Here is a 21,584-nt window from a genome sequence, read left to right as displayed (position 1 = left end):
ATGGTCTCTGCTCGGCTCGGCATCGTCGACCTCTCCGAACTGCCCCGCCTCGGTTTCAAGGGCCGCGGCACGCTGCCGGCGATGCAGAAGCGAGGCATCGTGGTCGAGAACAAACCCAACCGCGCGTTCCGGCAAGCCGGCGGCGCCCTCTGCATGGTGCTTGCCGCGAGCGAAATTGTCCTCCTCGGCGCGCTGGACGCAAACGAAGATGCTTTCGCGCCCCTGGAAAACGGATGGCGGATCGAGGATGGCGAACGAACCTATCCGATGCCCCGCCGCCACAGCCATGCATGGTTCGCTGTCCAGGGCGATGGCGCGCCGGCGATGCTTGCCAAGCTCTGTGCAGTCGACCTCAGGCCGCACCGCTTCGAGGATCTTGCGATCGCGCAGACTTCGGTCGCCCGACTCAGTTCGATCGTGCTGCGGGCGGACATTGCGCAGCGACTGACCTATCACGTGCTGGCCGATAGCGCCTCATCGGCCTACATGCTATCGTGCCTCACAGATTCTGCCGGGGAATTCGGAGGCAGCGTAACGGACGCCGGAAGCCTAGTGTCCTAAGCGAGGAGGACGCAGCATGGTGAAGGCGCAGACGAAGGCTCGAACGTCGAAGACGGCTGCCAAACGCGAGGCCGAGAACGTCGCCAACTGGAAACGTTCTGACGGCATCAAGGCGCCGCTTGATCCAGCGAAGGTTCTCAGCAGTCAGAATCCCCACGCGCTGAGCGAGCCACGCGACAACATTCTCGAAGTCGCGATCGGGCGCGAGGTCCGCAACTTCCGCAACAAGCTCGGCATCAAGATTTCCGATCTGGCGGAAGCGGCGGGCATCTCGCTTGGCATGCTGTCGAAGATCGAGAACGGCATGACCTCACCCTCGCTCACGACGCTGCAGGCGCTGGCGCGCGCGCTCAGTGTCCCCGTCAGTTCGTTCTTTCGCCGCTACGAAGAGCGGCGTTCGGTCAGCTTCGTCAAGGCCGGCGAAGGTCTCGCGATCGAGCGGCGCGGGACGCGAAGCGGGCATCAGTATCACCTGCTCGGTTACAACGGCGACCAGAACTCGCGTCTCGTGGTCGAGCCCTACATGATCACGCTGACGAACGAGTCGGACGTATTTCCGCTGTTCCAGCACTCCGGCATGGAGTTTCTCTACATGCTCGAAGGCAAGGTGGTCTACCGCCACGCCGAAAAGCGCTACACGATGACACCAGGCGACAGCCTGTTCTTCGACGCCGACGCGCCGCACGGGCCGGAAGAAATGGTGACCCTGCCGATCCGCTTTCTTTCGATCATCTGCTACATCAGAGAGAACGACTGATGCCGCTTCAGCCCGGCGAAGCCAGTCGGCGCTCGACTGCCTTCGGATCCTCGGTCAGGCCTTGCGCGAGGCCACGGGCCATCTCGCCGACATAGATCTCCTCCTCGCCCCTCTCGAAGCCGTCGAGGATTTCCGCCGCCGCCTCCGCCGTGGTCATTTTCGGGATCGTGAGCACCGCGGTCATCCGAGTGTCGATCGCGCCGGGCAGCGCCGCGACGACGCGGACGCCCTCTGGTGCGAGATCGCCGCGCAGCCCCTGCGTCATGCTCAGTCCCGCCGCCTTGGATGCGCAATAAGACCCCATGAACGGCAGATTGACGCGGGCCAGGATGGTGAGAAGGTTCAGCACTGCGCCGCGGTTCTTGATCAGAATCGGCGCGAAGGCCCGCGTCACCCGTAGCGGCGCGAGGTAGTTGATCTCCATCTCGTCGCGCGCGAAGGCCAGATCCGGCGCCAGCATGAAGGCGGTGTTGTGGTTGACGCCCGCATTGTTGATCAGGAGCGTAACGCCAGACGCACGGCTTGCGGCGCGCGCGACGTCCTCATCACTGGCGACATCCATCTTGATTGGCAGCAGGTCATCGGACACCGCGAGCGCGGAGATATCGCGCGCCGCGGCATAGATCTTCGCCGCGCCGCGGGCCTTGAGTTCGGCGATCAGCGCCTGCGCGATCGCGCCAGTTGCGCCGGTGATGAAAACGACAGAACCCTTGATGGTCTCGGTCATGCGGCACCTCACCGATATGGATCATGTGCGAGAACGGCGCCTCTCGCGGGCGCCGTTCTCCTGTTCTGGTCATTGCGGGGCGCTTTCGGCCCAGCGCGCCATCAGCGCGTTCGAGGGCAATGCCTCATCGACCAGCTTCTTCGCGATCTCGACGCCCGCCACCGGAAGCTTCGCAGGATCAAGCAGCCCGATCTGCACCAGCACCGAGGCCTGATCCCAATAGATATGCTCGTTGTAGAGCTTGTCGCCGCGGAAGCGGACGATCGCGACCAGCGGGATCTCCACATATTTGCCGGTTGGCGGGATGCCGGGCAGCATCCAGTCGATCTCGATATCGTGGGTGAAGCAGAACAGCATCTCGTCCACGACGCGATCGGCACCGATGGTGCGCGAGATCGGCACCAACTTGGTGTCCCGCGGCGTCTTCGGGATGAAGTGGTTCTTGTAGAAGCGCAAGAGATCGCGATAGCCGACGCCGCCAGTCAGGGTCGGAATGTGATTGACATAGGGCTCGGCGACCATGGTCTTCATGGTCTCTTCCGCCGAGCGCGTCGCAAATTCAAGTTCGGTATGCCTGTCCCACAACGCGGAGAGATCGTAGCGGGGACCTAACACTTTCCGGAACAGCGCGATCGAACGCGTATGCGCCATCAGCGTCGCGGGCTTGTTGAAGCTCGCCCGCTCCGGCGCGGCGAAGGCGTGATCGCAACCGGGATAGAGATAGAATTCGACGTCGGGACGTGCCGCAAATGCCGCCTTGATCTGTTCGCGCGCCTCCGCCGGCGCAAAGCGGTCGAGCTCGGCAAAATGAAAGACCATCGGCCCCTTGATGTCGCCGGCCTCGCCGAGATCGGCCTCGATGCCGACGCCGTAATAGCTGACGGCACAATCGACGTCGGTGCGCGCGGCGACGAGATAGGCGAGCTTTCCGCCCAGGCAGAAGCCGAGCGCGCCGACCTTGCCTTTGCATTCGCTACGCGCGCGCAAAGCTTGCAGCGCGTCGGCCGCATCCCTGATCGACTGGTCGACATCGAAGCGCTGGTAGTAGCCCATCGCCTTGCCGAAATCCGCCTCGCTGTAGCCGAGCTCGACGCCGGGGTCCATGCGCCAGAATAGATCCGGCGCGAGCACGACGTAACCTTCTTCCGCGTAGTAGTCGGCCACCGCACGCATCGAGGCATTGATGCCGAAGATTTCCTGCAGCAGCAGGATGCCCGGACCGGAGCCCGAAGCGGGAACGGAGAGATAGCCCTTGAAGCTGCCGCCATCCTTCGCGGCGATGTCGATCCACTGTCCCGCCATCGTATCGGCCTTCTCTCCCTGCGCGCTCCGACCCATTCCGAACAGCCCTGGGCGTAGCGACTTCATCATGCTTTCTTAATTGAATTTTTAAGGTAAGAATTCAACTTGTAAATGGCATAGATTGGGCAGGACATGCCCAGGCCGTGAGCGGCGCGTGAACGCAGGAGACGTTTTTGAAGAAGACGCAGAAGATCGCGGTGAAGCGAAACGGCCGGGCGGCAAAGCTGAAGCCGCAGGCGACGGCCGATCAGCCGGGATCCTGGCATCTCGCGCGCACCGATACCGAGCGACGCCTGACGGAATTCGAATTCGGGCTGGAGCGGCTGGCGCAGGCCTATTATCGCTGGAAGTCTGCGTGCCTTGCCGCCGTCTGCGACGTGCCGCTCACGGGCGATGACGTCGCCGTGCTCAACGTGGTCAGGATGGCGACGAGCCAAAGCGGCTGTCAGAGATCGGGCAGTTGCTCAACCGCGTCGATGTCCCGAACCTACAATACACCACGCGCAAGCTGATGCGGGCCGGGCTCATCGAGACGGCGGGTTCTTCGTCGCGCAAGGAGACGCGCTATCGCGCCACCGAGAGCGGCCGCTCCGTGACGGAAGCATATGCCAGCCTGCGGGCGGAAACCCTGCCGCCGATGCTGGAAGCGCTGGATGGCTGGGCCGAGAAGTCCGAGGCCGCGGGCAGTTATCTCGAATTGATCTCGAGCCTCTATGCCCAGGCCGCCCAGGTTGCGATCACCCGCCGCCATCAGCCCTGAACGTGGAATCAGGCAGCAGCTCATAGTCGGCAAGATCCGCGGTCTCGGTCAGGCGCCAATATTCCAGCAGCGAAAACGGCCAGGTCTGCGAGGCCCTTCCAAATTGGTTCTTGTACCAGCTCGTCGTCTTGGCGACGCCCCAGGCTTTCGTCAGATTGCCGGCATCGACGCGCTCGTTGAACGCCCGGAACGGCGCGTCCCGGACGTCCATCGCGGCATGCCCGCCCGCAAGCAGTTGCCCGATCGCCGAAAGGGCGTACTCGACGGCACACTCGGCCGAAAAGATCGCGCTGCCATTGACGACCACTCCCGTATTGGGGCCTCCCGTCATGAACAGGTTGGGAAAGCCGGGAACGGTGATCCCGAGATAGGCGCGACAGTCGCCGCCCCACCACACGTGCAAATCCTTTCCGCCCCGCCCGACGATCTTGATCGGCGCAAGATAGTCCGACGCGAGAAAGCCGGTGGCGAATACGATCACGTCAACTTCATGCAAAGTGCCGTCCGGCGTCTCGACACCTGTTTCGGTGATGGATGTGATGCCGTCGACCAGCAGACTCGCATGAGGTTGCTTGAGAGCCGATGTCCAGACGCCATTGTCTCGCAGCATTCGCTTGGCGCCCGGCGGATAGGTCGGGGTCAGCTTCTTCAGGAGATCCGGACGGTCGACGAGTTGCGCCTCCAGATGCGCCATGCATTCGAGGCGGAGGCTCTCGTTGGCGCGCCCGACGGAGATCGGATGATCCCACCCGGGGTCGACAGCAACAAGCGGCAGACGCCCCTCGGCTGCGATCCAGAACTGCCAGAACCGGAACCAGCGACCGTAATAAGGAACGTGATGAAGCAACCAGGCCATGCCGGGCTTGATCAGCTCGTGATAGTTCGGGGTCGGTAGCATCCACGGCGGATTGCGCTGGAACACCTTGAGCTCGGCAACCTCGCTCACTATCGAGGGTACGATCTGATAGGCGCTCGCTCCCGTTCCAATGACGGCGACGCGCTTGCCGGCAACATCAAATCCGGCCGGCCATTCGGCGGAGTGAAACCAGGCACCCCTGAAGCGATCTAGCCCGGGAATGTCGGGAATTGCCGGGCGGCTTAGCTGGCCAACCGCGGTGATGATCGCGTTGAAGGTCTGATCCCTGATCGCGCCGTCGGCGCGGCGGGTGCGCAAGCTCCAAGTTGCGGTCGCCTCATCGTAAACGAGCGAAACGACTTCGGTATTGAACTCGATGTTGTCGCGAACCGACGTGTCGCGCGCGACATCGGCGATGTATTTCTGGATCTCTATTTGCCGCGAGAATTGCTCGGGCCAGTCCTGCTTCTGCGCAAACGAGAAGCTGTAGGCGAAGTTGGGCGTATCGAGGCGACAGCCCGGATAGCTGTTGCTCCACCAGACCCCGCCGACATCGGGGTTCTTCTCGAACACGGTGTAATCGACACCTGCCTGGGCGAGGCGATGCGCCGCGGCAACGCCCGACAATCCCGCACCGATGACAGCGACACGAAACTCCCTGTTCGGTGCAGTCTGGCTCTTATGCCAATCGGGCGCTCCCATATCCCGTGGCAGACCGAGTTCGTGCCTCAGCAATGGCAGGTACTCATCTCCCGCATCCCGCGCGAGGAAGCGCATCGCTCGCTCGAGAACAGCCGCAGAAGGATCGGGCGGCGGACATCCGTTGTCGCGGTAGACGATCAGGCTCTGTGTCGCCAACCGCCTCGCCTTCGCTTGCGCCTCGGCGCTCATCCCGCCCTGCGGCTTGATGGAAGCGCCCATCTGAAACGGCGGCGGCTGCAGATCGTCGGCGATGAGGCGATCGTTGCCCGTGAGAACGGCCAGCGCCGCCAGCAAGGCCGGCAGATCTGCCTCCGCAACGGCGGCCTCGATCTCGGCATCGCTCGCAGCGATCGGAAGAACATGATCCAGCTTCTCCAGGCCATCCGTTTGCCGGCCGGGCCGGGTGCCGAATGCGACCTTGTTCATGTCACTTCTCCGCCTTGGTTCAGAAAAGCGGTGACCAGCCGGCACACTTCCGCGGGCGCCTCTATGTTGGGCTCATGCCCGGCCTCGATCGCAACAGCGGAAATGCGCGGCGAAAGATCGGCTAGCTTCCTGGACCAGCCCGGCTCAAGCAGCGGGTCGCGCAAGCCCTCCACCAGCAAGGTGGGAATGGTGGTGGCGGCCAGTTGATCCAGATATGGATCAGGCGGCGGCGAGCGATCCACCGAAGGATTGCGCAGGCGCGGCGCCATCAACGTTTCCCAGTGCCCCGGGATAAGGCTGTTCTCATGACGCTGCCGGATGTGCTCGTCCAAACCATCCGCTGATCCTGCGATCAACGCTGTCAGCTTTCGGGCAGCCTCGAGGCTTGGGGTATATTCGGCCAACGCCTCGATACCGGACTGAAGACGGTACGGCCCGCCGGAGCCGGTGATCGAGATCGCGCGGCGGATGTGCCACGGGTTGCCTGGAGCGACGGTGGCCCGCATCGTCAGCGAACCGCCGAACGATGCTCCCAGGAAATCGGCCGATGGGATGCCGACCGTCTCGACGAAAGCCGCGACATGAGGGATGCGCGCTGCATAGGGAGAGCGATCGAAGAATACGACCTTGTCAGTCCCTCCCCAGCCGAGCAATTCCGGTGCGAAGATATGATACTCCGCCGCGAGGCGATCGATGACGCGGCTCCAGCACAGCTCCGCGGTGGTGCCGAATGCGCCGTCGTGGATCAGAACCAGGATCGGCTGGCCCTTCTTTCCGGCCTCGAGATAACGAGTGTTGAATCCGCCCGCTACGACATTCTTCGTTTCAAAGTTTGCGGCCACTATCAGAACTCCCTAGCCTTTCGACGCATTGTGCACGCGCATGCCGGTTATCGACGCGCGATGCATGCGACCCGTGATCATTCCTGCGATCGTCTGTTCTCGTCGCGACTCTACTGCAGTCCCACGCAGCACCCGCAGCCTGCTCTCGCGATAGTTGGTATCGTTGGTCGTGATATCTCCCATCACACCCGCAGGCGCTTTCGACGAGCGCTCAATCAATTCATCACCGACCCGCCATCAACGGACAGCGTCTGGCCGGTCATGAAATCGCTCATCGGCGAAGCAAGAAAAATGAGAGTGCCCAGCAGATCGTCAGGGACCGCCTGCCGCTTCAGGGCGCGGCTGGCGATGTTGTTGGCGACGACATCGCCGGACCAGCTCGGGTTCTCTTTCATCGCCTCGCTCATGGTCAGCCCCGGCGCAAGCGCATTGACCCGAATTCCATCGGCGCCGAACTCGCGCGCGGCAGCGCGCGTGAGCGAGATGATTGCGCCCTTCGAGGCGACATAGTGTGGAAGGCCGACAGATCCCTTGATCGCCGTTCCCGAAGACAGGTTGATGATCTTGCCATAGCCTGCCGCCTTCATCAGCGGCACCGCGGCCTTGATGCATTCGAACGCACCGCGGACATTGACCGCCATCACGCGGTCCCACTCCTCGCTGCTCACCTCAAGGAGCGGCTTGAGCTGCAATGTTCCTGAAATCGCGGCATTGTTCACGAGGATGTCGAGCCGTCCGAAGCTTTCGATGGCAGCCGCCATCATGTTCTGAACCGAACGGGCCTCCAGAACATCAAGCTGAACCCCGCGTGCCTGGCCTCCGACGGCAGCTACCGCCGCACAGGTATCAGCCGTGGACGCAAGATCGCCGACGACCACGGCGGCGCCCTCCTCCGCCAATGCGAGCGCGAATGCGGCGCCGAGTCCCTGGGCCGCGCCGGTGATCACCGCAACCTTGCCAGCCAGCAGCTTGCTCATTTCGAACCTCCGTCACAGGATGCCTACGAAGCCGTGGCTCCGCCATCGATTGGTATGACCGCGCCGGTGATGTAGCTGGACGCCGGCGACGCCAGGAGCAGCGCGAGTCCCTTGATCTCGTGCGGCTCCCCAAGTCGGCCAAGCGGAACATCGCGCACGAATTCAGCCGCGACATCCGGCTGGTGCAGACGGCCCTGGCCGATATCCGTAAGAAATGGACCCGGCGCGATCGCATTGATCGTGACGTTGTGCGCGGACAGTTCGATCGAACACTGTCGGACCAGATTGGCCACCGCGGCCTTGGTCGAGGCATAGGCGTAACCGCACATCCGCTCACCGCGTATGCCGGCGATCGACGCCGTGACGATCAAGCGGCCGGAACGCCGAGCCTGCATATGCGCCGCCGCGGTCCTGATCGTGACGAACACGCTGGTGAGATTGATCTGAAGCAGCCGATTCCAGCGGTCCATGTCCACATTGGCCATGGCGCCGGCGTCTGTCATCGGCCCGGATCCCGCGGAAAGGCCGGCATTGGCGAAGGCGATATCGAGACGCCCGAACCGGGCCGCAGTCGCATCGATCGAACGTGCCAGTACGCCGGTGTCGGAAACATCGACGACCTCGCCATGGACCTTGAGGCCGCGCGCCTCGAGACGGCCGACCGACGCGGCCAGTGCCGTACCGTCGATATCCGTCATGACGACGGTTGCGCCGTGTTCGGCGACAACTTCCGCCATCGCAAATCCGAGGCCCTTTGCAGCCCCCGTAACGAAGGCGACCTGCCCATCCAGATCGAACATGGACTTGTCTTGCATTTGGAGTTTCCCCTCATCGCGTCCATCTTCACTTGAGGATGTCGTCGAAGTCGTGATGAAATCGTCACATCGCCGCGGGCGGCGGCGATGTGTTGTTTTCAGGTCCGCGTTCCGCCTGAAGCTAGGCCGCCGAGCGCACCTTGGATTCGATCACGGAGAACGAGCGTCCGGCCGTTTCGGGCAACAGCAGCGCCGCGAGCGCACAGAGCACGGCCGCGAGAAGTCCGGCCATCATGCCGCCGATGATGCCGCTCGTGGTATTCGCCGCCACAAAGGGAACGACGAACGGCGCGATGCTGCCGACGCCCCTTCCGATCATGTAGATCGTGGAGACCGCCGAGGAGCGCAGCTCAACCGGATAGAGCTCGGAGAACCACGGTCCGAACATGCCCGCTGCGGTTTGCCCGACGCCCCAGAAGACGTACCAGGCGAACAGCGGCCAGGCGAGCAGCGAGCCGTTGAAGGTGGAGTCGGCCGACATGTAGATTCCGATGAAGCCGACAATGCTGACGATGGTCGGCAGGACGACACCTATTTTGCGGCCCAGGCTGTCGGTGAACCAGCCGAACACCAGGAACGCCACCGCGAGCGCCAGCGCAAACAGCAAGGTGACGGCGCGAATGGTTTCCGGCGGCGCGCCGAGATTGCGCATGAAGCCCGGCATGAACACGGTAATCGAATAGAACGCAAACATGTAGCCCGAGACGATCACGAACCCGAGGATGGTGTAGCGCAGCGACGCCCCTTTGAAGATCTCGATCAGCGGATTGCCTGCCTTCGATTTCTCCGGCGGCAGTTCGCCGGCCTTTCGCATCCGCTCATATTCGGCCCAGAGCTTGGATTCCGGCATCCAGAAGCGGACATAGACCATCAGGAGAATGGGAGAGCCGCCGGTGAGAAGCGCGATCCGCCAACCCCATTCCGGGCTGAACGTGCTGAGTGACCAGACCGCGACCACCGACGCCGCAGCGATGCCCGCGGTCGAAGCGGCCTGAATCACCGAGCTGCCGAAGCCGCGGCGGTTCTTGTCCCAGACCTCGTTGAAGAGCACGATCCCGGCGCCCCATTCGCCGCCAAGTCCGATGCCGGCGATGGCGCGGAAGAACAGCAGCGAATTGAAATCCCAGGCAAAGGCGGAAAGAATGGCGCCAACGGAAAACAGGCCGAGCGTATACAGAAGCGAATTCTTCCGTCCGATGCGATCGCCGAGCCAGCCGAAAAGCACACCGCCGACGACCGAGCCCACCAGGGTCACCGTGGTGATGATACCGGCTTCCGTCAGCGTAATGTTCAGCGACTTCTGGATCGCTCCCATCAGGAACGAAATGATGAGAATGTTGTAGAAGTCCAGGCCGTAGCCAAACAGCGTCGAAATCAGAACGCTGTTTCGTTCCTTGGTCGTATAGGTCAGCGCCGCAGGCTGCATGATGCGTCCCCTCCTCACATCTTTATTGTGCGTTCCGCCGGTTCGGCGGATCGCTTTTCGGGACTAGCGGAACTGCGGGATCACAGCAAAGACGGGCGCCTGATAGCAGCTATCACAAAGCGTGATGGCAGCAGCGCTCAGGGCTCGAAATTGTGCACATCGACCAGACTCTGCCAGATCTGGTCGACGGCCCGGAGCTCGGCCTGGATCGCTGCGATGAATTGACGCGCTGCGACATTCGGAGGCCGACGCTTGTCGTAGACCAGGTACAGATCAAACGGGATCTCGGGGTTGCTGACCGGATAGATGTGGATGTCGGAGCGGTCCGTTTCGCGGCACAAGGCGATGAAGGGCGTGAGCACGCCCCAGTCCGAGTGGCGCGCCAGCTCGAAGGCGCCCACCGTCCCGTTGATCTCGATCAGCTTTGCCGCCTTGATGTGTCCCTTGTCGATGTAGTCCTGCACCAGCGATCCGAAACTCTGGTTGTGGGCCGGCAGAATCAGCTTGAGACCCTCGACCTTGCACAGATCGCAGGAGTGGAAGGCAGGCCCGTTGAGCGGCGTCCCCGACATCAGCACGACCCGATCGCGATAGATCAGTTTCTGGATCAAGCCGCCTTCTTCGCTCGGCCGCACGCCGAGCGCGAAATCCACATTCCCCTCTCGCACCCAGTCGATCAGCGTGCCGGTATAGGCTTCCGAGATCGTCAAATGGACGTCCGGATAGCGGTCCATGAAAGGCAGCAGCACGTTCTGCAGCACGCCGCGGTTGAACGAGCCCGGCAAGCCGACGCGAATTTCACCCGACAGGTTTGCAAGGTCGCTGGCGCCGGCGAGCTCTTCCTTTGCCAACGCGAAATTGCGCGCGATCGGAACGCATCGCTCGTAAAACTTCCGGCCGGCAGGGGTTGGCTCGACGCCCCGCGCCAGGCGATTGAAGAGCAGCACGCCGAACTCGTCCTCGATGCGACGGATCTGCATGCTGAGTGCGCTTTGAACGACGTTGGCCTTGGCCGCAGCCTTGCTGAAGCTTCCCTCCTCGTACACCCACATGAAATAGCTGATTTGCTTGAGATCCATATCGGTCCGGCTTTGCGCGGGCTGCCAGGCGAGCGACGCCGGTCAGGCCCGGCGTTGGCGCGATGAAGATTTCTGGGTGCGCTGCTGGCGCAACGCATCGGCCGACAGACAAACCACTTCGGAAATCTGCATGAGCTGCCGGGCCAGAGGACTGGTCTTGCGCCACACCATACCGATGGTTCGCGCGGGTTGCGGCTCCTTGAAGCGGGCAACCGACACCGATGCCGAACGTGTCTCCACCGCGACAGCCATTTCCGGGATCAAGGTGACGCCGATGCCGGCGCCGACCATCTGGACCAGCGTGGACAGCGAGCTTGCTTCCAGCACCTCCCGTGGCGGCGACGACTGCATGTTGCAGAACGACAGCGCCTGATCGCGGAAACAATGTCCCTCCTCCAACAGCAGAAGCTTCATTTCGCGCAGCGCTTCGCTGCTCGGGACCGGCGTTCCCTCGTCTGCGCCCGGCCGCACCAGCAGGAAATTTTCCGTGAACAGCGCGACCTCGCTGAGCGAAGGCTCGGACACCGGCAGGGCGACGATGGCGGTGTCGAGCCGGCCTTCCGCAAGCTCCTTGATCAGCTTCGGCGTCACCGTCTCGCGCACGTGGATGTCGAGTTCGGGATGGATCTGCGTGAGATCGCCGATCACCTTGGGCAGCAGGTAGGGAGCAATCGTCGGGATCATGCCGATGCGGAGCCGGCCGACGAGCTGGTCCCGCGAGGCGCGCGCGAAATCCCCGAGTTCATCGACCGAGCGTAGGATTTCGCGGACGCGCTGGGCGAGCTCTTCGCCGAACTTCGTCAGCACCACCTGCCGCGCGCTGCGTTCGAGCAGCACGCCGCCGAGCGCTTCCTCCAGCTCCTTGATCTGCATCGACAAAGCCGGCTGCGTGATCGCGCAGGCCTCCGCCGCACGTCCGAAATGGCCGTGGCGCGCCAGCGCGTCAAAATAACGAAGCTGTCGGAGGGTAAACTGGATCATCAGAATATCTTATCGCAACAATCACGAAAGTCAATTTCACCTGATGATATCCGTTGTTTAGATTGGTTCCAGACCCCCCCACCAGAAACTGCCGCAGGAGGCAATCATGGACGACAAAACAAAATGCCCGGTCGCGGGCGGAAGACACGGCTACACCAACCGTGACTGGTGGCCAAACCATTTGGACATCGAAGTCCTGCATCGGAATTCGAGCAAGTCCGATCCGATGGACAAGGATTTCAACTATGCCAAGGAATTCAAGACGCTCGACCTGAACGCGGTCATCAAAGACCTGCATGCCCTGATGACGGACTCCCAGGAGTGGTGGCCCGCCGACTTCGGCCATTACGGCGGCCTGATGATCCGCATGGCATGGCACAGCGCGGGCACCTACCGCATCACCGACGGCCGCGGTGGCGCCGGTGCCGGCCAGCAGCGTTTCGCGCCGCTCAATAGCTGGCCTGACAACGCGAACCTCGACAAGGCGCGCCGGCTGCTCTGGCCGATCAAGCAGAAGTACGGCCGCAAGATCTCCTGGGCCGACCTGATGATCCTCGCCGGCAACGTCGCCCTCGAGTCGATGGGCTTCAAGACCTTCGGCTTTGCGGGCGGCCGCGTCGATGTGTGGGAGCCCGAAGAACTGTACTGGGGTCCCGAGGGCACCTGGCTCGGCGACGAGCGCTACAGCGGCGAACGCCAGCTTGCCGAGCCGCTCGGCGCGGTGCAGATGGGCCTCATCTACGTCAACCCGGAAGGACCGAACGGCAAGCCGGACCCCGTCGCTGCGGCGCGCGACATCCGCGAGACGTTCTTCCGCATGGCGATGAACGACGAGGAGACCGTCGCTCTGATTGCCGGCGGCCACACCTTTGGAAAGACCCACGGTGCCGGCGATCCCTCCCTCATCGGTCCGGAGCCGGAAGGTGGTGCGCTGGAGGATCAGGGCCTCGGCTGGAAGAGCAAATATGGTACGGGCCTCGGGGCTGACGCGATCACCGGCGGTCCCGAAGTGATCTGGTCGCAGACCCCGATCAAGTGGAGCAACTACTTCTTCGAGAACCTGTTCAAATATGAATGGGAGCTGGTGAAGAGCCCGGCGGGTGCGTGGCAGTGGCAGGCAAAGGGTGCCGAGGCGATCATCCCGGATCCCTTCGACAGCTCGAAGAAGCGCCTGCCGACCATGCTGACCACCGATCTGTCGCTGCGCTTCGACCCGGCCTACGAGAAGATCTCGCGGCGCTTCTACGAGAATCCCGATCAGTTCGCGGACGCGTTTGCCCGCGCCTGGTTCAAGCTCACGCACCGCGACATGGGTCCGATCGTGCGCTATCTCGGCCCGCTGGTGCCGAAGGAAACGCTGATCTGGCAGGACCCGATCCCGGCGGTCGATCATCCGCTGATCGACGACAAGGACATCGAAGCGCTGAAGGCGAAGATCCTCGCCTCGGGTCTGTCGGTGTCCCAGCTGGTGTCGACGGCCTGGGCGTCGGCATCCACCTTCCGCGGCTCGGACAAGCGCGGCGGCGCGAACGGCGCACGCATTCGCCTGAGCCCGCAGAAGGACTGGGAGGTGAACGAGCCGGCGCAGCTCAAGACCGTGCTGCAGAAGCTCGAAGCCATCCAGAACGAGTTCAACGGATCGCAGAAGGGAGGCAAGAAGGTCTCGCTCGCCGATCTGATCGTTCTCGCCGGCAGCGCCGCGGTGGAGAAGGCCGCGAAGGACGGCGGCACCGACGTGAAGGTCCCCTTCACGCCAGGCCGCGCGGATGCCTCGCAGGAGCAGACCGACGCTGCCTCCTTCGCACCGCTTGAGCCGCGGGCCGATGGCTTCCGCAACTACATCGGCAAAAGGCATCAGTTCATGCAGCCGGAGGAAGCATTGGTGGACCGGGCGCAACTGCTGCGGCTCACCGGGCCGGAGATGACGGCTCTTATCGGCGGACTGCGCGTCCTCGGCGGGAATGTCGGCCAGTCGAAGCACGGCGCCCTTACCGACAAGCCCGAGAAGCTGACGAACGACTTCTTCCTGAACCTGCTCGACATGCGTACGCAGTGGAGCGACAAGGGCGATGGCGTCTACGAGGGCCGCGACCGCAAGACCAATGAGCTGAAGTGGACCGCCACCCGCGTGGATCTGATCTTCGGTTCGCACTCGCAGCTCCGCGCGTTCGGCGAAGTCTATGCCTGCGCCGACTCAAAGGAGAAGTTCGTCAAGGACTTCGTGGCGGCCTGGACCAAGGTGATGAACCTCGATCGCTTTGACCTGGCAGCCGCTTGAGGCGCTGACGGCTGGCGCTAAAAGAACGAAAAATCAGGGCGGCGTCCAAGCAGTTGGACGCCGCCCTGAACTTTTTAACATCGTACCGGTCTCCGTCAGAGCCTAGTCGGTGCCCTCTCGCCCAGAATCCGCGATGCATTGCCGTGAAGGATCGCGGCCGCCGTGGCTTCCGGGAGCTGCGCGATCACCGGCAGTGATTTGGCGCCGACGGGATCGCCGATCTCGAACGGGAAGTCGGACCCGAACACGATCTGCCCGGGACCGACGAGATCGATCAGGTAGCGCAGCGGCGCGGCATGGGCGACCACCGTGTCATAGAAAATCTGCTTCAGATATGAACTCGGCGGCCGCGAGATGTTCTTGCGGCAATCGGGATTGGCCTCGTAACGCGGCGCCTCATAGGCAAGATCGAGCCGGCCCGCGAGCATCGGCAGCGTGCCGCCGCCATGCGCCAGCACGAGCTGCAAGCCCGGATGGCGCTCGAACACGCCGGCGAAGATGAGGCGCGCCACGCACAATGCCGTCTCCGACGGCCAACCGACCAATTGCAGCATCGTGTACTGGCCGAACGCCGCCCGCTCGACGCCGGTGGTCGGGTGCATGAACACGATCACGCCGCGCCGGGCGCATTCCGCAAACAATGGTTCGAAGGCCGGATCATCGAGCGGCCGGCCCGCCGCCGAGGTCGGCAGCGCCACGCCGGTCAGTCCATCCTCGTCGAGCGCGCGGCTGATCTCGGCGACGGCATGCTCCGGCTCGGTCAATGCCGGCACCGCGAGACCGCCATGGCGTCGGCCGGCCTCTCTTACAAAATCCGCGGTCTGCCGGTTCAGCCTGCGCGCGAATGCGCGATCCGCTCCCCGGCTCGCATGACTGACGATGCGCGGCGGTGGTGACACCAGTTGCAGGGTGATACCGCGCGCCGCGACACTCTGTGCGGCGTCTTCGACGTCGAACAGAAGCGGATCGAGCGGGCCATAGCCGCCGAACCCAAAACCCCCTTCCCTCGCCTCGATCCCGAATGCCTTCTCACGCGCAAGTTCCGACAGGAACGCGCGCGTGAGCGCATGGGCGTGGACATCGATCGTCATTCGAACGGCTTGCGCGGATAGCGTACCGGCTTGGCGGCGATTTCCGCGGGATAGACCGGAACCGCAGTGCCGCCCTGAACCTGCGAGATCACCGCCGACGCTTTCTTGTCGACGCCGGTCTGATCGAACTGGACATGGCCGAAGAAGGTCTCCACGTCGAGCTGCAGCATGGCGTCGCGCACCTTCACCGGATCGAGCGAACCGGCCTTCTCGATCGCGAGCTGCAGCGCCAGCGCTCCCGCCGTGCCCGATGCCGTAATGTAGTTCGGCTTGGAGCCGCCGAACTCCTTCTCGTATCCGGTGACGTAGGCGCTCGCATCCGCCACCAGCGGGCCCTTGTACTTGACGGCGGGATCCCAGATCTGCACGCCGACGAGGTCTTCCGAAGCCGGTCCAAGTGCGCTCAGAACGTCGGGAATGCCGACGGCGAAAGCAAAGCCGATGATCTTCGGGTTCACCTTCAAGGACTGCAGCGCCTTCACGAGCTGGATCGAATCCTGCACATAGCCGGTCAGGATCAGCACCTCGGGATTGGCGTCCTTCAGCGCGGTGGCGACCGACGACAGATCGACGGCGCCCTTCGGATACTTGCTGTTGTAGGCGATCTTGAAGCCTAGCGCCTCGGCCTTCTTCTGCGCGGCGCCCGCGAACACGTTGGGGAACAGATCGTCGGGGCCGGCGATCGCGACCGTCGCCGGCGGCGTCGGCAGCTTCTTGATCATGTCCAGCATCGGATCGAGCGTAGTCGAGGCGAGCGGCGCCGGGCAGAAGATGAACTTGTAGCCGCGCTGATAGAGACTGTCGGCGGTGGCCATCGGCGTCATCGTGATGACCTTGTACTTCTCGCTGATCGCCGCCGTCGCGGTGGCGATGCCGGACGAATACGGCCCGAGGATGAAGCTGACATTGTCTTCCGTGATCAGCTTCTCGGTGAGGCGCGCCGAGCTCTGCGGCTTGCTCTCGTCATCGTAATAGATGACCTGGACCTTGATCTTCTTGCCGGCGACATTGATGCCGCCGGCCTCGTTGACGAGTTTCTCCCAATAGGCATAGCCGTTCTTGAGAAGATTGCCTTCGCGCGAGAAGTTGCCGGTCAGGCTCACGGCCGCGCCGATCTTGACGACTTCCTGCGCCTGCGCGGCGCCGATCAGCAACAAACCGCTGGCAAGCGCGCCAGCCAGAAACGCAGATCTACTCATTCTCATCGCCTGTCCCCCTTCAGTTTTCGGTTAAAGTCGAACGGCCGGCGGTGCCGGGCGTGAACTGGCCGTAGCCGGGTGAGCTGACGACCTTGCCATCGCGCATCACCACGGCGCCGCGAACGATGCCGTAGGTCGCCGCGCCCCTGGTGCGCATGCCGACCCAGCTCGTATGCGCCGACTTCGACAGCATGTCCTCATGCCGGAATTCGCCCTCGCGGCTCATGTCGATGATGGTGAAGTCGGCGTCCGAGCCGACCTGGATCACGCCCTTCTTGGGATAGATTCCGAAGGTGCGGGCCGGCTTTTCGGCCGCCATGCGCGCAACCTGGTTGAGCGTCAGTCTGCCCTCGTTGACCGCGTTGATCATCAATGGCACGAATTCCTGCGCGCCGGTCATGCCGAGCGGCACCGAGAACATGTCCTTCCAGCCCGGCTCGACGTCGTCGCGGGTATGCGGCGCGTGTTCCAGCACGATGAAATCGGCAACACCGTTCTCGATCGCTTTCCAGCCATGCTCGGGCGCGTAGCCCCAGTTGTAGGTGTAGGGCCCGACCTTCTCCATCTGCTCGCGGGTCATGAACAGCGTGCCGAGCTCGAGCTCCGCGGTGACGTCCTGGCCGAGCTCGAACTTGGCGTGGCGGATCATCTCATTGGCGCCTGATGGCATCACGCCGAGATGCAGCACATGCAGCCTCACGCCGGCGATGCGCGCGTAATAGAGCGACGCGGCGAGACCCGCGACCATGCCATGGCCGTACATGTAGCCGTTGGAGAAGCTTTCCTGATAGGCCATCGCGTCGGTGCGGCCCTTGTCGATGTAGTCGCGGAAGGTCAGCCGCTTGCACCATTCCGGATCGTCGTGATGCACGGAGGCGACCAGGCCGACATCGCGCGTCGCCTCGTAGAGCTCGTAGAGGATGCCGTGGTCGAGCACGCCGAGCTCGGAGATGTAGGGATAGACTTCCTTGATGTGGCGGGTGTTGAAGATCTTGATGCCGATCGCGCCGGCCTTCGCCAGGGCCTCGACCGTGCGCGGATAGAGACCGCCGCCATAGAGCGCGTAGTCGACATGCGCTTTCGGCGCGACCATCGCCTTCTTCTCCTCGAAATGCTCGAGGCTGGTCGGATGCGGCGTGTTGTTGGTCATGTCGATGCAGAACGTCACGCCCCCGGCAGCCGCTGCCGCCGATCCGGTCTGGAAGTCTTCCTTGTAGGTGTGGCCCGGCTCGCGGAAATGGCAGTGCACATGCCAGATGCCCGGCAGCACTTCCTGCCCGCGCGCGTCGATGCGCTTGGCGGCATCGGGGAACGGACCGCCGATCGCGGCGATCCTGCCGTCCTTCACCGCAATGTCGGCGCGGTAGGACGACGTCGGCGACCAGATGGTGCCGTTTTCGATAACGAGATCGTAGGCTACGCTCACTAACTCCTCCAGCTTGATCTATTGCAGCCCCAGATAGGCCGCTCGGATGTCGTCGCGGCGCAGCAGCTCCGACGACGGGCCGTCGATGATGATACGGCCGGTGTCGAGCACGTAGCCGCGGGCGGCGATCTCCAGCGCCAGCCCGACATCCTGCTCGACCAGCAGGATGCTGATGCCGCGGTCGCGGTTGATGGTGCGGATCACGCCGGCGATGCGCTCGACGACAACGGGCGCGAGGCCGAGCGACATCTCGTCGATCAGCAGCATCCTCGGCCGTGCCATCAGCGCGCGGCCGATCGCGCACATCTGCTGCTCGCCGCCGGAAAGGAGGCCTGACAGCCGGTTCTGCAGCCGCACCAGTTCCGGAAACAGCTCGAAGACGAACTCGATGTCTTCTATCTTGTGCGAGCTATCAGGCGCGGCACGCGAACCCAGCTCCAGGTTCTGCCGCACGGTCAGTCCCTGAAACAGGCGACGTCCCTCCGGCACCATCGCGAGCCCGAGCCGCGCGCGCTCATAGGGCGGGACCGTGAGGATCGGCCGGCCATCGAAGGTGATCGAACCCGATCGCGGCGACACCAGCCCGGTCAAAGTTCGCAGCAGTGTCGTCTTTCCGGCGCCGTTGGCGCCGACCAGCGCGACGATCTCTCCCTGCCGCAGCTCGAAGCCGACATCGACCAGGACCCGGCTGTCGCCATAGCTGACCGCGAGTTGCTCGACCGACAGCAGGCTCATGCGGCACTCCCTGCACGCGTCTTTGCGAAACGGGTGCCGAGATAGGCCTCGATCACGGCAGGCTCGTTGACCACGCCATGCGGCAGGCCTTCGGTCAGCTTGCGGCCGAAATTGAGCACCATGGCGCGGTGGCACAGCGCCAGCACCGCCTTCATGACATGCTCGATCACGATCACCGTCATGCCCGCGGCGTTGATTTCCCGAACGAGATCGATCATGCGCTCGATCTCGGTGTGGTTCAGCCCGGCCATGACCTCGTCGAGCAGCAGGAGCCGCGGCTTCATGGCGAGCGCGCGGGCGACTTCGAGCCGCTTGCGGTCGGACAACGTCAGATGCGGCGGCATGAACTGCGCCTTCGCGATCAAGCCGACACGCTCCAGCGCATCGTCGGCAGCATCGAGATATTCGCTGCGCTGGCGCAATCGGGCGTGGCCATACATGGCGCCGACGGTGACGTTCTCCCGCACGGTCATGTGGTTGAACGGCTGCACGATCTGGAACGTGCGCGCGACGCCGAGCTGCGATAGCTGGTGCGAGGGGACGTTGGTGACGTCCTCCCCGGCGAACGAGATTGAACCGCCGTCGAGCTTGTAGATCGAGGAGATCGCGTTCAGAAGTGTGGTCTTGCCGGCGCCATTGGGGCCGATGACGCCGAAAATCTGTCCCTCTTCCACGCCGAAGCTGACGCGGTCGAGCGCGAGCACGCCACCGAACTTGATGGTGAGGTTGCGGCCTTCAAGCAGCGCCATCGTTGCTCCTCACCGATCGAACGAGCCGTGCAAAGGCGTTGATGATGCCATTGGGGGCGACGATGCAGACGACGACGATCAGGAGCCCGAGGATCAACTGGTGCGCTTTCAGGAATCCGCTCCAGACCAGGGTGGAGACGATCTCGAGCACAAACGCGCCGATCACCGGCCCCAGAATGCTGCCCATACCGCCGATGATCAGCATGATGTAGGCCTTCACGCCGACGGCCGGATCGAAGGCGCTGGACGGCTCGATGAAGGTGATCCAGTAAGCCCAGACACCGCCGGCGAAACCGGTCAGGCCCGCGCTGATCGCCCAGGCGCAGACCTTCGCCTTCGTGGTATTGATGCCCATCACCGCGGCGGCACGCTCGCTGTCGCGGATCGCGCGCAGCGCGAAGCCGAGCGGACGCTTCAGCAGAATGGCAACGATGGCGGTCGACGCCACCGCGCCGCCCAGCATCAGATAATAGAGCGCGATGTAGAGCGGCTTCGGATCCCAATCGCTGAGCGGCAGCGCAAGGCCTTGCGCGCCGCCGGTGATGCCGCCGATCTGGATGATGATCTGCACCGCCGCCAGGTTCAGCGCCACCGTCGCGATCGCGAAGTAGTGGCCCTTCAGCCGCAGGATCGGCCAGCCAAGAATGAACGCGCAAACCGCCGACACCACGATGGCGAGCGCGATGCCGACTACGAATGGCAGCCCCGCCACCATCGCCGTGCCGCATGCATAGGCGCCGATCCCGAAGAACACGCCATTGCCGAACGCATGATAGCCGGTGATGCCGACGATCACATTGAGCCCCTGGGTGACGATCACATACATCAGCACCGTGGTCAGCACCCGCAACCAGTAGGAGCTGATGCCGAGCGGTGCCGCGCACAGCACGAGAAGACCGATCGCGACCGCGGCCCAAACCAGGGGGCGCACGGTGGCCGCCTTGGCGCCCTGCTCCAGGACTGCGGCCTCGCTCATGCGTGTTCTCCGAAGAAAGCGCGGCCGAACAGGCCCTGCGGCCGCACCACGAGCACGCCGAGAAACATCGCGAACGCGACGATCTCCTGCAAACTGGTCCCGAGCCAATAGGCCGCCCAGGCCTGCACGAGCCCATAGAGGAAGCCGGCCACGATGCAGCCTTCGACGCTGCCGATGCCGCCGAGAACGGTGATCACGAACACGGCGGCGAGGAAGCTGACGCCCATGGTCGGCGACACCGGAAACAGCATGCTCGACAGCGAGCCCGCGGCGCCCGCCAGGGCCGCGCCGGCGCCCGCGGTGAGCGCAAACACTTTCTGCGGATTGATGCCCATCAGATTCGACATCTCGCGGTCCAGCGCAGTCGCGAGAATTGCTTGCCCGAGGCTGGCGCGGCGCAGGAAAACGAAGAAGCCTATGCCGAGCGCCAGCGACAGACCGGCGGCAAGCAGCCGTACCAGCGGCACCAGCGTGCCGAACACGGCGACCGACGTCGAGGCGTAGGAGGCGTTCACCGAGCGCACATCGGACGTGAAGATCAGCACGGTGGCATCGGTCAGGATGAGTTCGATGCCGAACGTCACGACCAGCGAAAGCAACAGGCTGGTGCGGATGACGTGGTTGAGGATCAATCTCTGGATGCCGTAGCCGAGCACGAACATCGTGGCCATGGCGAGCGGCATCGAGAGCAAGGGATCGATGCCGTAGCGCTCGAACAGCACGTAGGTGACGTAGGCGCCGAGCGTGATGAAGGCGGTGTGCGCGAGGTTGATCACCCCCATCACCCCCCACACCATGGAAAAGCCGACCGTCGCCAGGCCGTAGAGGCCTCCCAGCAAGATGCCGTTCACGGTGGCTTGTGCGAGCATCAAAAAACCTTGTCGACGATGAGTTGCAAACGGTGCATACACAAAATATA

The 21,584-nt window shown here is 63.4% G+C and carries 21 protein-coding genes; 5 read left to right on the top strand and 16 right to left on the bottom strand.

Annotated elements, in window-relative coordinates:
- Positions 1 to 561 (top strand): hypothetical protein, encoded by a 561-nt coding sequence (locus tag I6F35_RS05390; RefSeq protein WP_225116620.1) that lies wholly within the window; start codon positions 1 to 3, stop codon positions 559 to 561.
- A gap of 16 nt (positions 562 to 577) precedes the next feature.
- Positions 578 to 1,318 carry a helix-turn-helix domain-containing protein gene (locus I6F35_RS05385; RefSeq protein WP_225116619.1) on the top strand — a complete coding sequence of 247 codons (741 nt, stop codon included), beginning with the start codon at positions 578 to 580 and terminating at the stop codon, positions 1,316 to 1,318.
- A 7-nt stretch (positions 1,319 to 1,325) separates the two neighbouring features.
- Here the strand turns inward: I6F35_RS05385 and I6F35_RS05380 are convergent, their stop codons facing one another.
- Both I6F35_RS05380 and I6F35_RS05375 read right to left on the bottom strand, forming a co-directional pair.
- Entirely contained in the window at positions 1,326 to 2,045 is a 720-nt protein-coding gene (locus I6F35_RS05380) for an SDR family oxidoreductase (RefSeq protein WP_225116618.1), read from the bottom strand.
- 69 nt (positions 2,046 to 2,114) lie between these two features.
- Positions 2,115 to 3,347: a dienelactone hydrolase family protein gene (locus I6F35_RS05375; protein ID WP_225116863.1), complete on the bottom strand. Its 1,233-nt coding sequence runs from the start codon at positions 3,345 to 3,347 to the stop codon at positions 2,115 to 2,117.
- Between the two features lie 173 nt (positions 3,348 to 3,520).
- On the opposite strand from I6F35_RS05375, the gene I6F35_RS05370 reads away from it, so the two are divergent.
- Together I6F35_RS05370 and I6F35_RS05365 are read left to right on the top strand one after the other, a co-directional pair.
- Entirely contained in the window at positions 3,521 to 3,859 is a 339-nt protein-coding gene (locus tag I6F35_RS05370) for a hypothetical protein (protein WP_225116617.1), read from the top strand.
- On the top strand, positions 3,808 to 4,107 hold the full coding sequence (locus I6F35_RS05365) for a winged helix DNA-binding protein (protein ID WP_249792389.1): 300 nt from the start codon (positions 3,808 to 3,810) through the stop codon (positions 4,105 to 4,107). The genes I6F35_RS05370 and I6F35_RS05365 overlap by 52 nt, the downstream gene beginning before the upstream one ends.
- On the opposite strand, the gene I6F35_RS05360 is transcribed toward I6F35_RS05365, so the two are convergent.
- From I6F35_RS05360 to I6F35_RS05330, 7 genes are all read right to left on the bottom strand, one after another.
- On the bottom strand, positions 4,085 to 6,091 hold the full coding sequence (locus I6F35_RS05360) for an NAD(P)/FAD-dependent oxidoreductase (RefSeq protein WP_225116616.1): 2,007 nt from the start codon (positions 6,089 to 6,091) through the stop codon (positions 4,085 to 4,087). The two genes, I6F35_RS05365 and I6F35_RS05360, sit on opposite strands and share 23 nt — an antisense overlap.
- On the bottom strand, positions 6,088 to 6,933 hold the full coding sequence (locus I6F35_RS05355; RefSeq protein ID WP_225116615.1) for an alpha/beta hydrolase: 846 nt from the start codon (positions 6,931 to 6,933) through the stop codon (positions 6,088 to 6,090). Before I6F35_RS05355 ends, I6F35_RS05360 begins: the two co-directional genes overlap by 4 nt.
- A gap of 215 nt (positions 6,934 to 7,148) precedes the next feature.
- Positions 7,149 to 7,910: a glucose 1-dehydrogenase gene (locus I6F35_RS05350; RefSeq protein WP_225116614.1), complete on the bottom strand. Its 762-nt coding sequence runs from the start codon at positions 7,908 to 7,910 to the stop codon at positions 7,149 to 7,151.
- A 23-nt stretch (positions 7,911 to 7,933) separates the two neighbouring features.
- The gene (locus I6F35_RS05345) at positions 7,934 to 8,725 is read right to left on the bottom strand and encodes an SDR family NAD(P)-dependent oxidoreductase (protein ID WP_225116613.1); all 792 of its coding nucleotides are present in this window, start codon (positions 8,723 to 8,725) and stop codon (positions 7,934 to 7,936) included.
- Between the two features lie 121 nt (positions 8,726 to 8,846).
- The gene (locus tag I6F35_RS05340; RefSeq protein ID WP_225116612.1) at positions 8,847 to 10,151 is read right to left on the bottom strand and encodes an MFS transporter; all 1,305 of its coding nucleotides are present in this window, start codon (positions 10,149 to 10,151) and stop codon (positions 8,847 to 8,849) included.
- Between the two features lie 137 nt (positions 10,152 to 10,288).
- Entirely contained in the window at positions 10,289 to 11,230 is a 942-nt protein-coding gene (locus tag I6F35_RS05335; RefSeq protein ID WP_225116611.1) for a LysR family transcriptional regulator, read from the bottom strand.
- Positions 11,231 to 11,272: 42 nt separating this feature from the next.
- Positions 11,273 to 12,211: a hydrogen peroxide-inducible genes activator gene (locus I6F35_RS05330; RefSeq protein ID WP_225116610.1), complete on the bottom strand. Its 939-nt coding sequence runs from the start codon at positions 12,209 to 12,211 to the stop codon at positions 11,273 to 11,275.
- Between the two features lie 106 nt (positions 12,212 to 12,317).
- Between I6F35_RS05330 and katG the strand changes: the two genes are divergently transcribed.
- Entirely contained in the window at positions 12,318 to 14,489 is a 2,172-nt protein-coding gene (gene katG, locus I6F35_RS05325; protein ID WP_225116609.1) for a catalase/peroxidase HPI, read from the top strand.
- 95 nt (positions 14,490 to 14,584) lie between these two features.
- Here katG and I6F35_RS05320 read toward each other — a convergent pair whose 3' ends face one another.
- The 7 genes from I6F35_RS05320 to I6F35_RS05290 are packed head-to-tail and all read right to left on the bottom strand — an operon-like array spanning position 14,585 to position 21,534.
- Positions 14,585 to 15,580: an amidohydrolase family protein gene (locus tag I6F35_RS05320; protein ID WP_225116608.1), complete on the bottom strand. Its 996-nt coding sequence runs from the start codon at positions 15,578 to 15,580 to the stop codon at positions 14,585 to 14,587.
- A complete protein-coding gene (locus tag I6F35_RS05315) occupies positions 15,577 to 16,779 on the bottom strand; it encodes an amino acid ABC transporter substrate-binding protein (RefSeq protein ID WP_225116607.1) in 1,203 nt (400 codons plus the stop codon). The genes I6F35_RS05320 and I6F35_RS05315 overlap by 4 nt, the downstream gene beginning before the upstream one ends.
- A gap of 19 nt (positions 16,780 to 16,798) precedes the next feature.
- On the bottom strand, positions 16,799 to 18,205 hold the full coding sequence (locus I6F35_RS05310) for a dihydroorotase family protein (protein WP_225116606.1): 1,407 nt from the start codon (positions 18,203 to 18,205) through the stop codon (positions 16,799 to 16,801).
- Positions 18,206 to 18,223: 18 nt separating this feature from the next.
- Positions 18,224 to 18,940, bottom strand: a complete 717-nt coding sequence (locus tag I6F35_RS05305) for an ABC transporter ATP-binding protein (protein ID WP_225116605.1) — start codon at positions 18,938 to 18,940, stop codon at positions 18,224 to 18,226.
- Positions 18,937 to 19,689 (bottom strand): ABC transporter ATP-binding protein, encoded by a 753-nt coding sequence (locus I6F35_RS05300; protein WP_225116604.1) that lies wholly within the window; start codon positions 19,687 to 19,689, stop codon positions 18,937 to 18,939. The genes I6F35_RS05305 and I6F35_RS05300 overlap by 4 nt, the downstream gene beginning before the upstream one ends.
- Positions 19,676 to 20,665 carry a branched-chain amino acid ABC transporter permease gene (locus I6F35_RS05295; protein WP_225116603.1) on the bottom strand — a complete coding sequence of 330 codons (990 nt, stop codon included), beginning with the start codon at positions 20,663 to 20,665 and terminating at the stop codon, positions 19,676 to 19,678. The genes I6F35_RS05300 and I6F35_RS05295 overlap by 14 nt, the downstream gene beginning before the upstream one ends.
- Positions 20,662 to 21,534: a branched-chain amino acid ABC transporter permease gene (locus I6F35_RS05290; RefSeq protein WP_225116602.1), complete on the bottom strand. Its 873-nt coding sequence runs from the start codon at positions 21,532 to 21,534 to the stop codon at positions 20,662 to 20,664. Before I6F35_RS05290 ends, I6F35_RS05295 begins: the two co-directional genes overlap by 4 nt.
- Between the last annotated feature and the right edge of the window lie 50 nt (positions 21,535 to 21,584).

Source organism: Bradyrhizobium sp. BRP22 (genome assembly GCF_020194175.1).
Taxonomy (GTDB): domain Bacteria; phylum Pseudomonadota; class Alphaproteobacteria; order Rhizobiales; family Xanthobacteraceae; genus Bradyrhizobium.
This window is presented reverse-complemented; position numbering and strand designations above follow the sequence as displayed.

Coding starts and splice junctions, on each gene's coding strand:
- I6F35_RS05390 (WP_225116620.1), top strand. CDS start 1: ATGGTCTCTGCTCGGCTCGGCATCGTCGACCTCTCCGAACTGCCCCGC.
- I6F35_RS05385 (WP_225116619.1), top strand. CDS start 578: ATGGTGAAGGCGCAGACGAAGGCTCGAACGTCGAAGACGGCTGCCAAA.
- I6F35_RS05380 (WP_225116618.1), bottom strand. CDS start 2,045: ATGACCGAGACCATCAAGGGTTCTGTCGTTTTCATCACCGGCGCAACT.
- I6F35_RS05375 (WP_225116863.1), bottom strand. CDS start 3,347: ATGGCGGGACAGTGGATCGACATCGCCGCGAAGGATGGCGGCAGCTTC.
- I6F35_RS05360 (WP_225116616.1), bottom strand. CDS start 6,091: ATGAACAAGGTCGCATTCGGCACCCGGCCCGGCCGGCAAACGGATGGC.
- I6F35_RS05350 (WP_225116614.1), bottom strand. CDS start 7,910: ATGAGCAAGCTGCTGGCTGGCAAGGTTGCGGTGATCACCGGCGCGGCC.
- I6F35_RS05345 (WP_225116613.1), bottom strand. CDS start 8,725: ATGCAAGACAAGTCCATGTTCGATCTGGATGGGCAGGTCGCCTTCGTT.
- I6F35_RS05340 (WP_225116612.1), bottom strand. CDS start 10,151: ATGCAGCCTGCGGCGCTGACCTATACGACCAAGGAACGAAACAGCGTT.
- I6F35_RS05335 (WP_225116611.1), bottom strand. CDS start 11,230: ATGGATCTCAAGCAAATCAGCTATTTCATGTGGGTGTACGAGGAGGGA.
- I6F35_RS05330 (WP_225116610.1), bottom strand. CDS start 12,211: ATGATCCAGTTTACCCTCCGACAGCTTCGTTATTTTGACGCGCTGGCG.
- katG (WP_225116609.1), top strand. CDS start 12,318: ATGGACGACAAAACAAAATGCCCGGTCGCGGGCGGAAGACACGGCTAC.
- I6F35_RS05320 (WP_225116608.1), bottom strand. CDS start 15,580: ATGACGATCGATGTCCACGCCCATGCGCTCACGCGCGCGTTCCTGTCG.
- I6F35_RS05315 (WP_225116607.1), bottom strand. CDS start 16,779: ATGAGTAGATCTGCGTTTCTGGCTGGCGCGCTTGCCAGCGGTTTGTTG.
- I6F35_RS05305 (WP_225116605.1), bottom strand. CDS start 18,940: ATGAGCCTGCTGTCGGTCGAGCAACTCGCGGTCAGCTATGGCGACAGC.
- I6F35_RS05300 (WP_225116604.1), bottom strand. CDS start 19,689: ATGGCGCTGCTTGAAGGCCGCAACCTCACCATCAAGTTCGGTGGCGTG.
- I6F35_RS05295 (WP_225116603.1), bottom strand. CDS start 20,665: ATGAGCGAGGCCGCAGTCCTGGAGCAGGGCGCCAAGGCGGCCACCGTG.
- I6F35_RS05290 (WP_225116602.1), bottom strand. CDS start 21,534: ATGCTCGCACAAGCCACCGTGAACGGCATCTTGCTGGGAGGCCTCTAC.